We start from the raw sequence: 16,229 nt of genomic DNA, 5'->3' as shown, positions 1-16,229 counted from the left end.
TGGATAATTATGTTCGTTTTCGCGCATTCACTGTATCGACCAGCGCCATGGCAAGGCCAATCAGCAGCCCGGCAGTATGGGCGCCGGTGGCACTGTTCATTGCCGACACGCCAAACCATTCGGCAACCAGTATCACCACAGTAAAGATAGCCAGCCCGCGAGGGAGATAAACCGGGCGTTCCGGATCGCGCTCACCGCGCAACCAGACGTAACCAATCAGGGCGTAGACCACACCCGACAATCCACCGAACCACGGACCTGAAAGTTTGAACTGAAGGAACCCCCTCAGTAAGGCGCTGATAAGGGTAATCACCAGCAGTTTGCCGCTGCCAAGGCGCTTTTCGACTGCTCCGCCAAGATACCACCACCAGAACAGGTTAAAGATTATATGAACCAGCGAAAAGTGCATTACCGCATGGGTGAAGTAGCGCCAGACGTCAAACTGCGCGGCGGCGTCAGACGGCCAGCTTAACCAGATAAGCACCTTCTGATCGCCGACAATGTTCATCAGCAGAAAGACCAGCACGCAGGCGGCAAAAATAACCAGCGTCAGCGGCCCGCCGCGTTCCTGCAATGCGGCCCGCAGTGGAAAACGACGATAGTGCAAGCCGCTGCTCGTCTGCCCGGATTGCCAGCTGGCGGCCAGATAGCGTGGGTCTGCGGGGTTTTCCATAAAGCGCGCCAGCTCAGCTCTGACCTTTTCGGCCTGAGCGTCGTCTGCCAGCCAGATATCGCTTTGCTGATGATGCTGAATGGTAAGAATCACGCCCTGAGTTTGCATGTAATCAACAAACGCCTGGGCGATACGCGGGTTGGAAAAAGACGTGATCATCAACATATCAGGTGGTCGCTTAGTCCCTGGAAAAGAGGACAGTATAGCGGGAGATGGCCCTATCCCTGAAGGGTTCCGTGTGCAACTTCTGCCGGGAAATGGCGATGCCAGGCATCAAAGCCGCCGTCAACGCTGAATACGCTGTCATAGCCCTGCTGCAACAGATACTGAGCGGCGCCTTTACTGCTGTTGCCGTGGTAACACATCACCATCACCGGCGTGTCAAAATCCGTCTCACGCATAAATGTCGCCAGCGTGTCGTTGGTCAAATGGAAAGCGCCTGGCGTATGGCCCATGGCAAAGCTCTGCGGATCACGAATATCGACCAGCACCGCCTGTTGTTGCTGCAATTTCTGGTGGGTTTCTTCAACGTTAATACAAACAAAATGATCCATGAGGCTCTCTTTTAGTCATGACGGATGCGGTTAGTTTACGTCCTCCCGCCACTGAAACGCCATTATGTTATGCATATCACTCTAAATTGTTTTTTTGATGTTACCAAAGGCGTTTTCCTTTGCTATCATGAGCGATATCGAACATTTATGAGCTTTAACGAAAGTGCATGAGGGCAGCATGGAAATCAAAGATCTGATTGTCATTGGCGGGGGCATTAACGGTGCCGGTATCGCGGCGGATGCTGCCGGGCGCGGCCTGTCCGTGCTCATGCTGGAAGCTCAGGATTTGGCCTGCGCGACCTCAAGCGCCAGCTCGAAGTTGATTCACGGCGGCCTGCGCTACCTGGAGCACTACGAATTTCGGCTGGTCAGCGAAGCGCTGGCTGAACGCGAAGTGCTGCTGAAAATGGCGCCTCATATTGCCTTCCCTATGCGCTTTCGTTTGCCGCATCGCCCGCATCTGCGTCCGGCCTGGATGATCCGCATTGGTCTGTTTATGTACGACCATTTAGGGAAACGCACCAGCCTCCCCGGTTCGCAGGGTTTGCGTTTTGGCTCAGAATCTGTCCTGAAACCAGAAATTGTGCGCGGTTTCGAATATTCCGACTGCTGGGTGGACGATGCGCGTCTGGTGGTCGCCAATGCCCAGATGGTGGTGAAACAGGGCGGAGAAGTGCTGACCCGCACGCGTGCAACCTCAGCAAGGCGTGAAAATGGCCTGTGGATAGTTGAAGCCGAAGATATCGACACCGGAGAAAAACACAGCTGGCAGGCGCGCGGTCTGGTCAATGCCACCGGCCCGTGGGTCAAACAGTTCTTTGATGACGGTATGCATCTGCCGTCGCCATACGGTATCCGCCTGATCAAAGGCAGTCATATTGTGGTCCCGCGCGTGCACACACAGAAACAGGCTTACATCCTGCAAAACGAAGACAAACGCATTGTGTTTGTGATCCCGTGGATGGATGAGTTTTCGATTATTGGCACCACCGATGTGGAATATCAGGGCGATCCGAAAAGCGTTGAGATCGACGACAGCGAAGTAAATTACCTGCTTAACGTGTATAACGCGCACTTTAAGCAACAGCTGTCGCGTAACGATATTGTCTGGACGTATTCAGGCGTGCGTCCGCTGTGTGATGACGAGTCCGATTCACCGCAGGCGATTACCCGCGATTACACCCTGGATATTCATGACGTTGGCGGCAAAGCCCCGTTGTTGTCGGTATTTGGCGGCAAACTCACCACCTATCGTAAGCTCGCTGAACACGCAATGGAAAAGCTGTCCTCTTATTACCAGGGGATTGGTCCTGCCTGGACGAAGGGAAGCGTGCTGCCCGGTGGGGAGTTCGAAGGTGACAGGGATGATTACGCGGCCAGGTTACGCCGTCGTTATCCGTTTATCACCGAGTCTCTGGCGCGGCATTTTGCCCGTACCTACGGCAGCAACAGCAAGATTATTCTGCAGGATAAAACGTCAATAAACGATCTCGGCGAACATTTCGGCCATGAGTTATACGAAGCCGAACTGCGTTATCTGGTTGAACATGAGTGGGTTCGTCGCCCGGACGATGCGCTCTGGCGTCGCACCAAACTCGGTATGTGGCTGGATGCGGACGAGCAATCCCGTGTCGCCCAATGGCTGACTCTTCATCGCAAAACCGCGCTGTCGCTGGCGTCGTAATATAACAAAGCGCCCCGCAACCCAACGCTTGCGGGGCGCTTTTATCGGCGGTTATTCCAGCGTATCGTACAGCGGCACATACCCCGCATCTTCAACCAGTGACTGGCCCTGTGGGCTTAAAAACCACGCCACCAGCTTTTGCGTTTCAGGCGCTGGATTTTCCCTCGTCACCATATAAACGTCGACCGTGAATGGATAACTGCCGTCGCGGATGGTCTCTTTTGTCGGCGGGATACCATCAATGGCTAACAGCTTGATACCGGCAGTGGGGTTCATCTTTGTTGCGTAGTAGCGAAAGCTATAACCAATCGCCCCTTTGCTGTTCTGGTATTCCGCTACCTTACGCAAAACCCCGCCCATTCCCGCAGCCACTTCCGTTTCCTTCGGCGGCAGCATGGGCGTCTCTTTCATCACTTTTGCCAGCATAGTGGACTGGCTACCGGAGTCCTCTGGCCGCTGCCAGACTTCAATATCCCGTTTGTCGCCGCCCACTTCATCCCAGCGGGTAATTTTGCCGCTGAAGATGTCGCGTACCTGCTGTTGGGTGAGCGTATTAACTGGGTTGTCAGCGTGCGTAATAAAGACAAATGCTTCGCGGGAAAACGGAGTGTAAGTCAGTCTGGTATTTGCCTCCAGTGCGCGCTTTTTCTGCCCTTCTGAAGGCTGAGCGACAAAAATAATATCGGCTTTATCGGCAATGATATTTTTATAGGCTTCCGGGGTTCGCGAAATAGCCAGACAGCACGATTCTCTTTTATAACGGGGCATGTTGTCAGGAAATGTGTTCAGCGCATAGAATGCCGAGGCATAAACCGGATAAGCTGCGGTCGCGCCATCCAGTCGGGGATGCTTATCACTAAAGATGAAGGGCGGCGCGCCACGCAGGGCGGTAAGTTTACTGTACTTAGAATTCGGGCGGTAATTATAGGTATCCAGCTCCTCGCTAATACTCAGCCCGCTATCAACAGTCGCGAACTTATCCGCCCGCATCTTTGCCTGCCATCCGGCAAGCAACACCAGTATCGCGATAATGAGCACTATTGCCCGGCGTAGCCTGAGCTGTATTCGGCAATCAGGGAGCGCGCGATTACGCCAGTAATAACCCAGCGTAAAACAGACCTGCGCCCCAACAGGAATAACAACCATCGCCCAGAACTGAGCGGACAAAACGGCGAGAAAAGATACAAAAAACCAGGGCGCTATCAGAGGGATGTAGTAACTGAACCAATACTGGCTGGTAAAACTCAGCCCAGTGAGTTGCATAATCACTAGCCATGCGCACAAAACCACTACCGCAGGCAGCAGCAGCAAACTCTGGCGCAAAGCATTATTCTCTTGCGGCTGCATCACTTTCGCCCACAGCCAACCGGCTGCGAGCATCAACAGGCTACACAATATATAAAGCGTAATAGTGACGACGACATCATTAGAAATAAAACCTACAAACGCCATACCATTTGCCATTAACGGAACAGCAATAAGCGTCATTAAAAGCGAACGTACCCACCACCAGAATTTCATATTCCTGTCACCTCATCCTTGTGTATTAACAGAATTATAAAGTGGCAGTTTGAATACCTGTACCCTTTGTTTTCTGAAAATATTGGTCAGAAAAACGGAGCCAGCCGGCTCCGTTCAGATATGATGCTTAACCGCGCTGCGGCTTACAGTCGAACCGGATCAATATGCCAGATATGGTCGGCATACTCCTGGATAGTCCTGTCAGAGGAGAAATAGCCCATATTGGCGATGTTGTGCATCGCTTTGGTGGTCCACTCTTCCGGGTGACGATAGAGTTCATCGACCTTATCCTGACAATCCACATAGCTGCGGAAATCGGCCAGCACCTGGTAGTGGTCACCAAAGTTAATCAGCGAATCCACCAAATCACGGTAACGCCCCGGATCCTGCGGATTAAACAGCCCGGTCGCCATTTGCGTCAGCACCTGATGCAGCTCTTCATCCTGTTCATAGTAGTCACGCGGTTTGTAGCCCTTGCGGCGTAGCTCTTCAACTTCTTCGGCGGTGTTACCGAAAATAAAGATATTCTCTTCGCCTACATGCTCCAGCATCTCAACGTTGGCCCCATCCAGGGTGCCGATGGTCAGCGCGCCATTGAGGGCAAACTTCATGTTACTGGTGCCTGATGCCTCGGTGCCGGCCAGTGAAATCTGCTCGGAGAGATCCGCCGCCGGAATGATCACCTGCGCCAGGCTGACGCTGTAGTTGGGGATAAAGACCACTTTCAGCTTGTCGCCAATCTCAGGATCGTTGTTGATGACCGTTGCCACATCATTGATGAGATGGATGATGTGCTTCGCCATGTAATAGGCGGAAGCGGCTTTACCGGCAAAGATATTGACCCGTGGCACCCACTGGGCTTTCGGATCCGCTTTGATACGGTTGTAACGCAGGATGACATGCAGCACGTTCATCAACTGGCGTTTGTACTCATGAATACGCTTGATCTGCACATCGAACAGCGCTTTCGGATTGACCACCACGTTCAGTTGCTGGGCGATAACCTCGGCAAGACGCTTTTTGTTTTCCAGCTTCGCATGGCGAATCGCCTGATTCACCAACGGATAATCGATATGCTGCTCCAGCTCACTGAGCTGGCTCAAATCGGTACGCCAGGTGCGGCCAATATTTTCATCCAGTACCTCCGACAGCGATGGGTTTGCCAGCGCCAGCCAGCGGCGTGGGGTTACGCCATTGGTCACGTTGGTAAAACGCATCGGGAAAATACTGGCAAAATCGGCAAACAGTGACTGCACCATCAGGTTGGAGTGCAGCTCCGAGACCCCGTTCACTTTATGGCTGACCACCACCGCCAGCCAGGCCATCCGCACCCGGCGACCATGTGACTCATCGATGATGGAGGCACGGCTGAGCAGGCCAACATCGTTCGGATACTGCTCCTGAATGGTTTTCAGGAAGTAGTCGTTAATTTCAAAAATGATCTGCAAATGGCGCGGCAAAATCTTGCCGAGCATATCAATCGGCCAGGTTTCCAGAGCTTCACTCATCAACGTGTGATTGGTGTACGAGAAGACCTGGCAGGTCACTTCAAAAGCTTCATCCCAGCTAAACTTATGCTCATCAATCAACAGGCGCATCAGTTCAGGGATCGACAATACCGGATGGGTATCGTTGAGGTGAATGGCCGTTTTCTCCGCCAGGTTGCTGTAGGTTTTATGCAACTGGAAATGACGGCTGAGAATGTCCTGAACGGTCGCTGAGACCAGGAAGTACTCCTGACGCAGACGCAATTCACGGCCAGAATAGGTTGAGTCATCCGGGTAGAGCACGCGGGAGACGTTCTCAGAGTGGTTTTTATCTTCCACCGCCGCGAAGTAGTCCCCCTGGTTAAATTTACCGAGGTTGATTTCGCTACTGGCCTGCGCATTCCACAGACGCAGGGTGTTCGTGGCGTCCGTGTCATAACCGGGGATTATCTGGTCATAGGCGACGGCGAGAATTTCTTCGGTTTCCAGCCAGCGCGTCTTTTTACCTTCCTGCTGAATGCGGCCGCCGAAAAGCACCTTATAACGCGTGTTGTGGCGCTTAAACTCCCACGGGTTACCGTATTCCAGCCAGTAATCCGGGGACTCTTTTTGCCGCCCGTCGACGATGTTTTGCTTGAACATCCCGTAGTCATAACGGATGCCATAGCCGCGGCCAGGCAGGGCCAGCGTCGCCAGCGAATCCAGGAAACAGGCTGCCAGACGGCCTAAGCCGCCGTTGCCAAGGCCTGGGTCATTCTCTTCGGCGATCAGTTCCGCCAGGTCTAACCCCATCTCTTCCAGCGCATTTTTAACGTCATCATAAATACCTAATGATAACAATGCATTGGAAAGCGTTCGCCCAATCAGAAACTCCATCGACAGGTAATAGACCTGGCGCGTTTCCTGAGACAGCTGTGCACGGTTGGAACGCAACCAGCGTTCAACCAGGCGGTCACGTACCGCAAACAGCGTGGCGTTCAGCCACTCATGTTTGTTGGCAATGACCGGATCTTTACCGATGGTGAACATCAGCTTGTAAGCAATTGAATGTTTTAACGCCTCAACGCTCAAAGTGGGTGATGCATAAGTAAAAGGTGCATTCATATGAGTGATTCCAGGAACTTATTTCAACCGAAAGTAGAGATCGCGGTACGACTGCGCTGCGACCTGCCAGCTAAAATCCATGCCCATCGCCTGACGCTGGACAAAACGCCACAGTGAAGGACGGGACCACAACACGAAAGCACGCCGAATCGCGCGAAGCAGCGACCAGGCATTACTGTCTTCAAATACAAAACCACTGGCTATGCCGTCTGCCAGATTCTCCAGAGAGCTATCAGAAACCGTATCGGCCAGCCCACCAGTACGCCGTACCAGCGGCAGCGTGCCGTACTTCAATCCATAAAGCTGCGTTAACCCACAGGGTTCGAAACGGCTTGGCACCAGAATGACGTCAGCACCTCCCATGATGCGATGTGAGAAAGCTTCATGATAGCCAATCTGCACCCCCACCTGACCCGGATGTTCTGCCGCTGCGGCCAGGAAACCTTCCTGCAAAACCGGATCCCCTGCGCCCAGCAGCGCCAGCTGCCCGCCCTGCTCAAGCAGGCCCGGCAGCGCCTCCAGCACCAAATCCAGCCCCTTCTGGCTGGTTAAGCGACTCACCACCGCAAACAGCGGCACTTTGTCGTTAACTTTCAGCCCCATTGCGACCTGCAGCTGACGTTTGTTTTCCGCTTTTTCTTCCAGAGTGTCGCGCGTGTAGCGTGAGGCGAGCAGCAAATCCGTTGCCGGGTCCCAAATTTTTTCATCCACGCCGTTCAGGATGCCGGAGACCCGCCCTTCCATTTGCCGCTGACGCAGCAACCCTTCCATGCCGTAAGCAAACTGCGGTTCAGTTATCTCCCGGGCATAGGTCGGACTGACCGCCGTAATATGATCCGCGTAGTACAGACCGGCTTTAAGAAACGAAATCTGCCCGTTAAACTCCAGACCATGCATGTTATAGAAGGACGATGGCAGCTGTATTTCACTCATATGGTGAGCGTAGTACATCCCCTGGTACGCCAGGTTATGAACGGTAAAAACAGACTTCGCCGGGCGTCCTTTTGCTGCCAGGTACGCCGGTGCCAGGCCCGCATGCCAGTCATGCGCGTGCACAACATCAGGCCGCCAGAAGGGATCAAGCCCGCTTGCCATTTCTGCGCCTACCCAGCCAAGCAGCGCAAAGCGCAGCACGTTATCGGTGTAAGCAAAAAGATTAGTATCGTGATACGGGCTGCCGGGCCGCTCATAAAGATGTGGGGCATCAATTAAGTAGATCCCTACTCCATTGAAATGTCCGAACAGCAATGTTATTCGACCGGCGAACGTATCCCGGCGCGTCACAACCTGAGCATCCATCACTCCCCGACGGATATCAGGAAACGCAGGCAGCAACACTCGCGCATCCACACCGTCGGCAATTTGCGCCGCAGGCAATGCGCCAATGACATCTGCCAGACCCCCGGTCTTCAGCAACGGAAACATCTCGGAACATACATGTAAAACCTGCATTATCGCTCCTGTTCAAAACCGCTAATGCGCAAAGGCTGGCGGAAAAACAGCGCGCGGACCCCTTCCGCGCAAGGTTATGTCGATGCTGTTACTCTTTTTGCAGCTTGCGCAGCATTTCGCGCGTCACCAGCACAATGCCCTCTTCGGAGCGGTAAAACCGGCGAGCGTCCTCTTCGGCATTCTCGCCTATGATCGTCCCTTCCGGGATAACGCAGGCCCGGTCAATAATGCAGCGCCGCAGGCGACAAGAACGCCCTATCCAGACCTCTGGCAGGATAACGGCAGAGTCGATATTGCAGAATGAGTTAACCCGCACGCGCGAGAACAGGACCGATTGCACCACCACCGACCCGGAGATAACACAGCCTCCGGAAACCAGCGAGTTGAGCGTCATCCCGTGGCTGCCTGATCTGTCCTGAACAAATTTTGCCGGGGGCAACGATTCATTATAGGTACGAATAGGCCAGTTCCGATCGTACATATCCAGCTCAGGGACCACGCTTGCGAGGTCGAGGTTGGCTTTCCAGTACGCTTCCAGGGTTCCCACATCACGCCAGTAATGTTCTAACTCAGGGTCCGATTGCACGCAGGATAATGGGAAAGGATGTGCATAAGCCATGCCAGCATTGGTGATCAGGGGAATGATATCTTTGCCGAAGTCATGACTGGAATTTTCATTCTTGTCGTCCTCTTCCAGCAGTTCGTAGAGGTATTCAGCATCGAAGACATAAATCCCCATACTTGCCAACGATTTGGTATTGTCACCGGGCATCGCTGGCGGGTTCGCTGGCTTTTCAACAAACTCGATAATTTTGTCATTTTCATCGACGCCCATGACGCCAAATGCGCTTGCCTCTTCAATGGGCACCGGCATGCAGGCGACGGTGCAACGCGCACCTTTTTCGACATGATCGATAAGCATGCGGGAATAATCCTGCTTATAGATATGGTCACCCGCCAGAATCACGATGTATTCAGCCCCGTAGCGACGAATAATGTCGAGGTTTTGCGTAACCGCATCGGCGGTACCGCGATACCAGCTTTCCCCGTGCACGCGCTGTTGCGCAGGCAGCAGGTCGACAAATTCATTCATCTCTTCGTTAAAGAAAGACCAGCCGCGCTGAATATGCTGCACCAGCGTGTGAGATTGATACTGAGTAATGACACCAATACGGCGAATACCGGAGTTAATGCAGTTGGACAGGGCAAAATCGATGATGCGGAATTTCCCGCCAAAGTGAACGGCAGGTTTAGCGCGTTTTTTTGTCAAATCTTTCAGGCGTGTCCCACGCCCGCCAGCGAGTATCAGGGCAACAGACTTTAATGGCAGTTGGCGCGCTAACATTAAAGGATCGTTCTTCTCTAATCGAACCATGACTAACTCCTTTTTTATGACCTTTCAAATACGCACACTCCGTGCGCGGGCCCATGCCAGACAGCCATGACTACCGGATTATCCTCTCCGGCAAACGGAGGAATGGCACGCCACTCCCCTGCGGGTAACACCAGTTCGACAACCTCAGAGGTTCCGTTGATCGTGATGAGTATCCGATCGGACAACTGGATTTGCAGGCAATGGGTACCGCCTTGCCACTCCTCGTTGCTGAGAGGTTGTGCCGCCTTATTTAACCAACGAACGCCCCCATCACCCTCTTCCCACCACCGGTTCCGGGTTAATGCCGGAATGCGCTTACGAAGATGGATCAACGCAGCGGTAAAACTCACCAGCCCACTGTTTGCCTGTTGCCAGTCAAGCCAGGTCAGCGCATTGTCCTGGCAGTAAGCGTTGTTATTACCGTGCTGACTGTGGCCCTGCTCATCACCTGCCAGCAGCATAGGGGTTCCCTGAGCCAGCAGCAGTGTGGTTAACAGGGCATGGACGCTTGCTCGCCTCCTTTCTGTTATCTCAAAACTGCTGCTTAAACCTTCTATACCATGATTATTACTATGGTTGTTGTTAGTGCCATCGCGGTTTTCTTCACCATTTGCCTGGTTATGTTTATGGTTAAAGCTCACGCAATCACGCAGGGTAAAACCATCGTGCGCGGTCACCAGATTGACCGAAGCGCAGGGTAAGCGCCCATGGTGACGGAACACATCGCTTGAGGCGGCAAAGCGCCCGGCAAATTCGCCCAGGGACAGAGATTGCTCCAGCCAGAAGCGGCGACTGGCATCGCGAAAATGGTCGTTCCACTCGGCGAAGAGCGGCGGGAAATTGCCCACCTGATAGCCGCCATGACCAATATCCCAGGGTTCAGCAATCAGCTTTAGCCCCGACAACAGCGGGTCCTGCTTTATTGCCTCAAATAGGGGCGCATGCTGGCTGTAGTCCGGCGTGCGCCCCATCACCGTTGCTAAATCAAAGCGAAAACCATCAATGTGGAAGACCTCAACCCAATGCCGCAGGCAGCCCAGCGCAAAGGCCACACCGCCTGCATGGTTCAGATTCAGCGTGTTGCCGCAGCCGGTCCAGTTCTCGTAATCGCCATCGTCCCTTAACCAATAATAGCTACGGTTATCGATTCCGCGCAGGGAGAGCGTTGGCCCATCAAGGTCAATTTCAGCAGAGTGGTTAAGGACAATATCGAGCACCACTTCAATACCGTTTTTGTGCAGCGCTTTGACCGCATCACGAAACTCGCTGATGGCGCTCTGCGGCGAGCTGGCATAGCGGGGATCCAGCGCAAACAAACCCAGCGGGTTATAGCCCCAGTAATTGCTTAATCCCAGGCGTTGCAGACGCGGTTCACTGGCAAAATGGGCCACCGGCATCAGCTCAAGCGCGGTTATCCCCAGCATTTTAAAGTAAGCAATCATCACCGGATGGCCCAGCGCGCGATAGGTGCCACGCACCTCCGGCGGCAGATCCGGGTGCAGGTACGTCAGGCCTTTAACGTGGGCTTCGTAGATAACAGTGTTGCCCCATGGCGTAGCGGGCGGGCAGTCGTTTTCCCAGTCATAACGTTCATCAACCACCACGCATTTTGGCGCTATCGCCGCACTGTCATGGGGATCGGGCTGGTGATAGCCGCCATGGAAAAGCGGATTATCGCAGACCTCGCCGTCAATCCGCTGTGCACAGGGATCGATGACCAGTTTCGCCGGATTAAAGCGATGTCCATTCGCCGGATCCCAGGGGCCATGCACGCGATAGCCGTAACGCTGACCGGCCTTTGCCTCTGGCAGAAAACCATGCCAGACGTCACCACTGCGGGCAGGAAGATCAACGCGCTGCTCGTTGCCTTCATCGTCAAACAGACATAATTCCACGCGCTGCGCATGGGCGGAAAAAAGAGTGAAATTCACCCCGCCGTCCATCAGATGCGCCCCGAGCGGTAGCGGCTTGCCGGTGGTCAGTCTTGTCATTCACCCTCCCGGACCATCCAGAGGGTAGATAACGGCGGCAGCGTAACAGACAGCGAATGCGCGCGCCCGTGGCTCGGGATGTCATCGCTATGCACGCTGCCCCCGTTGCCGGCATTGCTGCCGTGGTAGTGCATGGAGTCGGTATTCAGCTCTTCACGCCAGCGGCCTGGCTGGTTGATGCCAAAACGGTAATGGTGACGCGGCACCGGGGTGAAGTTGCTGGCGATAATGATTTCATTGCCTGCTTTGTCCCGGCGCACAAACACAAACACCGAGCGCTCATGGTCATCCACCACCAGCCATTCAAAGCCGTAATCATCAAAATCCAGCTCATGCAGGGCTTTGTGATGGCGATAGCTGTGGTTCATATCACGCACCAGTCGCTGAACGCCGTGATGCCAGTTGTCCCCGCCTTCCAGCAGATGCCAGTCGAGGCTGGCATCATGGTTCCACTCCCGGCCCTGAGCAAATTCATTGCCCATAAACAGCAGTTTTTTGCCAGGGAAGGCCCACATCCAGGCGTAATAAGCCCGCAGGTTGGCAAACTTTTGCCAGGCGTCGCCCGGCATGCGGTCAAGGATGGATTTTTTACCGTGCACCACTTCGTCATGGGATAACGGCAGTACGAAGTTTTCCGTGCTGTTGTAGAGCATGCCAAAGGTGAGTTTGTCATGGTGATACTGGCGATGAACCGGATCGAGCTTCATATAATCCAGGGTGTCATGCATCCAGCCCAGATTCCATTTGTACCAGAACCCCAACCCACCCATTGATGGCGGGCGCGACACGCCTGCAAAATCCGTCGACTCCTCAGCCATGCTGACCGCACCCGGCACCTGCTCCCCGAGAATACGGTTAGTACTGCGTAAAAACTCAATGGCTTCGAGGTTTTCACGACCGCCGAATTCGTTGGGGATCCACTCACCCTCTTTACGGCTGTAATCGCGATAGATCATTGAGGCCACCGCATCCACGCGCAGGGCATCAATGCCAAAGCGTTCGATCCAGTACAGGGCGTTCCCCACCAGATAGTTACTGACTTCGCGACGACCGTAGTTATAAATCAGCGTATTCCAGTCCTGGTGGTAACCTTCACGGGGATCGCTATGTTCATACAGATTTGTACCGTCAAAATCAGCGAGGCCAAAATCATCCGACGGAAAGTGCCCCGGCACCCAGTCGAGGATGACGTTTAATCCCGCCGTATGGGCGGCTTTGATAAAATAGAGGAAATCATCGCGGGTGCCGAAACGGCGGGTTGGCGCGTACAGGCCGGTCGGTTGATAGCCCCAACTGCCGTCAAAAGGGTGTTCGTTAACCGGTAACAGTTCGAGGTGGGTAAAGCCCATCCACTTCACGTAGGGGATCAGTTGATCCGCCAGTTCACGGTAGCTCAGCCAGAAATTATTGTCGGTGTGACGACGCCATGACCCGAGATGCACTTCATAAATAGAGATAGGGGCATCGAATGCGTTGGCCTTTTTGCGCGCGTCGGTCTGCACCACCTTCTCTGGCAAATCACAGATCAGCGATGCGGTCTCCGGGCGCATCTGCGCTTCAAAGGCATAAGGGTCTGATTTGATGCGTAGTTTTCCATTGGCATCAATCATTTCAAATTTATAGAGTTGCCCGTTGTGGGCACCAGGAATAAAGAGTTCCCAGATGCCGGATTCGCGGCGCAGGCGCATCGGATGGCGACGCCCGTCCCAATAGTTAAACTGCCCCACAACTGAGACGCGACGGGCATTAGGCGCCCAGACGGAAAAGCGGGTGCCGGTAACGCCATCCATTGTATCCGCGTGAGCGCCGAGGGTTTCGTAAGGCCGCAGGTGCGTCCCTTCGGACAGCAGCCAGGCGTCCATCTCCTGAATCAATGGGCCAAAGCGATAAGGGTCGTCAATCAGGTTTTGCTGGCCATGCCAGATAACCGCCAGTTGGTAACGAAAGGCATTTTTACGACGTGGCATGATGCCACAAAAGAAACCACGAGAATCAAGGCAATCCAGATTGCCCACTTTACGGCCGGTTTTGGGCTCAATCACCCATACTTCCGTCGCGTCAGGTAATAATGCCCGGACTTCCAGCCCGTTCTCGGTTTGATGCATGCCGAGTACGGAAAAAGGGTCCGCAAAATGGCCTGCTATTAGCGCGTTAATGACATCTCTGTCTACAAGCACGGACATGGTTTCATCCTTTTTTATATGTGCCACTGCTGGGCCGGGGAATAACCTCCGGTCGCGACACTTTTTTTGACCTGAACGGCGCAGCACATAATGTGCATCCTCTCTGCTCCGTCCCACCTTCAGGCAAAGTGCATGGGCACCCTACTTAAAGCATAGCCAACGCTTTATCTGACTCCTGAGAAAAATAACAACATTCACGTAGAATCCTTTCATACGCAAAAAAAGGGGTGACAAGCACCCCTTTTCAAACAAATTTATGTTCAGGCCAGCTGACGCAACATGCGGCGTAGCGGCTCTGCCGCGCCCCACAGGAGCTGGTCGCCAACGGTGAAGGCAGAAAGGAAATCAGAGCCCATATTCAGCTTACGCAGACGTCCGACCGGAGTGGTCAGCGTGCCGGTCACTGCCGCAGGCGTCAGTTCACGCACGGTGATGTCACGGTCGTTCGGCACCACTTTCGCCCACGGGTTATGGGCCGCAAGCAGCTCTTCGATGGTCGGAATGGAGATATCTTTTTTCAGTTTCAGAGTGAATGCCTGGCTATGGCAGCGCAGCGCGCCAACGCGAACGCACAGGCCATCCACCGGGATCACCGACGAAGTGTTGAGGATCTTGTTAGTTTCCGCCTGACCTTTCCACTCTTCACGGCTCTGGCCGTTATCAAGCTGTTTGTCGATCCATGGGATCAGGCTGCCCGCCAGCGGAACGCCAAAATTATCGACCGGCAGTTCACCGTTACGGGCAAGCTGAGTCACTTTACGTTCGATATCGAGGATCGCGGAAGCCGGGTCTGCCAGTTCATCCGCAACGTGGTTGTACAGCTGGCCCATCTGCGCCAGCAGCTCGCGCATATGACGTGCGCCGCCGCCGGAAGCCGCCTGATAAGTGGCAACCGACGCCCACTCCACCAAGTCATTGGCGAACAGGCCGCCCAGAGACATCAGCATCAGGCTGACCGTACAGTTACCGCCGACAAAGGTTTTCACGCCTTTGTTCAGACCTTCAGTAATCACCGACTGGTTAACCGGGTCGAGGATAATAATGGCGTCATCTTTCATACGCAGTGAAGACGCCGCATCAATCCAGTAACCCTGCCAGCCGCTTTCACGAAGCTTTGGATAGATTTCGTTGGTATAATCGCCGCCCTGGCAGGTGACAATAATGTCGAGGGCCTTCAGTGCTTCCAGATCGAATGCATCCTGCAATGTGCCACCAGACTTACCACCGAAGGTCGGGGCGGCCTGGCCAAGCTGGGAAGTAGAAAAGAAGACCGGGCGAATGGCGTCAAAATCGCGCTCTTCTACCATGCGTTGCATGAGTACGGAGCCGACCATTCCGCGCCAACCGATAAAACCAACATTTTTCATAGCGTATTTCCTGCGAGGTGTGTGCTGTTAGTGCGAACCAGTATCCAACTGGTGCTAATCGTCCACATTACAAAATGCACGCAAAGTCGCAAGTGAAATTAATCAATGATGGGGAAGCCATCAGAAATACCGCTAATTAGCGGCAAAACGGATAATTGTTCATGAGTGAAATCATTTCAGTTGCAGTACTGTTGATCCTGATAATGGACCCTCTGGGAAACCTGCCTATTTTCATGTCGGTGCTGAAGCACACCGAGCCGAAGCGTCGGCGAAAAATCATGATCCGCGAGCTGTTGATTGCGCTGGTGCTGATGTTGATTTTTCTGTTCGCGGGAGAAAATATTCTGGCGTTCCTCAATCTGCGTGCTGAAACGGTCTCTATTTCCGGCGGCATCATTCTGTTCCTGATTGCCATCAAAATGATTTTCCCCAGCGCTTCCGGCAGCAGCATGGGCCTGCCCGCAGGTGAAGAGCCCTTTATTGTGCCGCTGGCGATCCCGCTGGTAGCCGGACCTACACTGCTCGCGACCCTGATGCTGCTCTCGCACCAGTACCCGAATCAGATGGGTCACCTAATCATTGCGCTGCTGATCGCCTGGGGCGGTACGGTCGCGATCTTATTGCAGTCATCACTGTTCCTGCGTCTGCTTGGGGAGAAAGGGGTCAATGCGCTGGAGCGTTTGATGGGGCTGGTGCTGGTGATGCTGGCAACCCAGATGTTCCTGGACGGCATCCGCCTGTGGATGAAGGGCTAGGTAAAAGCAAAAAGCCAACCTACGGGTTGGCTTCAGACTGCTGACAAAGTCCTGGCCGTGAGGCCGGGACTTTGATCTAATTA

11 protein-coding genes are annotated in these 16,229 nt (G+C 53.9%); 2 read left to right on the top strand and 9 right to left on the bottom strand.

Annotation, left to right across the window (positions count from 1 at the left end):
* Window positions 1-7 precede the first annotated feature (7 nt).
* The gene (gene glpG / locus ACSZO4_RS13290) at window positions 8-838 is read right to left on the bottom strand and encodes a rhomboid family intramembrane serine protease GlpG (protein ID WP_437889446.1); all 831 of its coding nucleotides are present in this window, start codon (window positions 836-838) and stop codon (window positions 8-10) included.
* 53 nt (window positions 839-891) lie between these two features.
* Entirely contained in the window at window positions 892-1,227 is a 336-nt protein-coding gene (gene glpE, locus ACSZO4_RS13285) for a thiosulfate sulfurtransferase GlpE (protein WP_437889445.1), read from the bottom strand.
* A 178-nt stretch (window positions 1,228-1,405) separates the two neighbouring features.
* Here glpE and glpD point away from each other — a divergent pair, with 178 nt between their 5' ends.
* Complete coding sequence (gene glpD / locus ACSZO4_RS13280; RefSeq protein WP_437889444.1) at window positions 1,406-2,911, top strand: glycerol-3-phosphate dehydrogenase; 1,506 nt, start codon at window positions 1,406-1,408, stop codon at window positions 2,909-2,911.
* Window positions 2,912-2,962: 51 nt separating this feature from the next.
* On the opposite strand, the gene ACSZO4_RS13275 is transcribed toward glpD, so the two are convergent.
* From ACSZO4_RS13275 to asd, 7 genes are all read right to left on the bottom strand, one after another.
* The gene (locus tag ACSZO4_RS13275) at window positions 2,963-4,432 is read right to left on the bottom strand and encodes a PstS family phosphate ABC transporter substrate-binding protein (protein ID WP_437889443.1); all 1,470 of its coding nucleotides are present in this window, start codon (window positions 4,430-4,432) and stop codon (window positions 2,963-2,965) included.
* Window positions 4,433-4,575: 143 nt separating this feature from the next.
* The gene (glgP, locus tag ACSZO4_RS13270) at window positions 4,576-7,023 is read right to left on the bottom strand and encodes a glycogen phosphorylase (RefSeq protein ID WP_437889442.1); all 2,448 of its coding nucleotides are present in this window, start codon (window positions 7,021-7,023) and stop codon (window positions 4,576-4,578) included.
* Between the two features lie 18 nt (window positions 7,024-7,041).
* Window positions 7,042-8,475, bottom strand: coding sequence for a glycogen synthase GlgA (gene glgA / locus ACSZO4_RS13265; protein WP_437889441.1), 1,434 nt, complete (start codon window positions 8,473-8,475; stop codon window positions 7,042-7,044).
* Between the two features lie 88 nt (window positions 8,476-8,563).
* Window positions 8,564-9,850 (bottom strand): glucose-1-phosphate adenylyltransferase, encoded by a 1,287-nt coding sequence (gene glgC, locus ACSZO4_RS13260; RefSeq protein ID WP_437889440.1) that lies wholly within the window; start codon window positions 9,848-9,850, stop codon window positions 8,564-8,566.
* Between the two features lie 14 nt (window positions 9,851-9,864).
* Window positions 9,865-11,841, bottom strand: a complete 1,977-nt coding sequence (glgX, locus tag ACSZO4_RS13255) for a glycogen debranching protein GlgX (RefSeq protein WP_437889439.1) — start codon at window positions 11,839-11,841, stop codon at window positions 9,865-9,867.
* Window positions 11,838-14,024 (bottom strand): 1,4-alpha-glucan branching enzyme, encoded by a 2,187-nt coding sequence (gene glgB / locus ACSZO4_RS13250; protein WP_437889438.1) that lies wholly within the window; start codon window positions 14,022-14,024, stop codon window positions 11,838-11,840. The genes glgX and glgB overlap by 4 nt, the downstream gene beginning before the upstream one ends.
* A gap of 260 nt (window positions 14,025-14,284) precedes the next feature.
* On the bottom strand, window positions 14,285-15,391 hold the full coding sequence (gene asd / locus ACSZO4_RS13245) for an aspartate-semialdehyde dehydrogenase (RefSeq protein WP_437889437.1): 1,107 nt from the start codon (window positions 15,389-15,391) through the stop codon (window positions 14,285-14,287).
* Window positions 15,392-15,552: 161 nt separating this feature from the next.
* Here asd and ACSZO4_RS13240 point away from each other — a divergent pair, with 161 nt between their 5' ends.
* Window positions 15,553-16,146 carry a YhgN family NAAT transporter gene (locus ACSZO4_RS13240; protein WP_437889436.1) on the top strand — a complete coding sequence of 198 codons (594 nt, stop codon included), beginning with the start codon at window positions 15,553-15,555 and terminating at the stop codon, window positions 16,144-16,146.
* Window positions 16,147-16,229 lie beyond the last annotated feature (83 nt).

It is taken from the genome of Phytobacter sp. V91 (genome assembly GCF_965644225.1).
Classification (GTDB): Bacteria; Pseudomonadota; Gammaproteobacteria; order Enterobacterales; family Enterobacteriaceae; genus CBFFRJ01.
The sequence above is the reverse complement of the archived record's forward strand: the minus strand, read 5'-3'. Positions and strand labels throughout refer to the sequence as shown.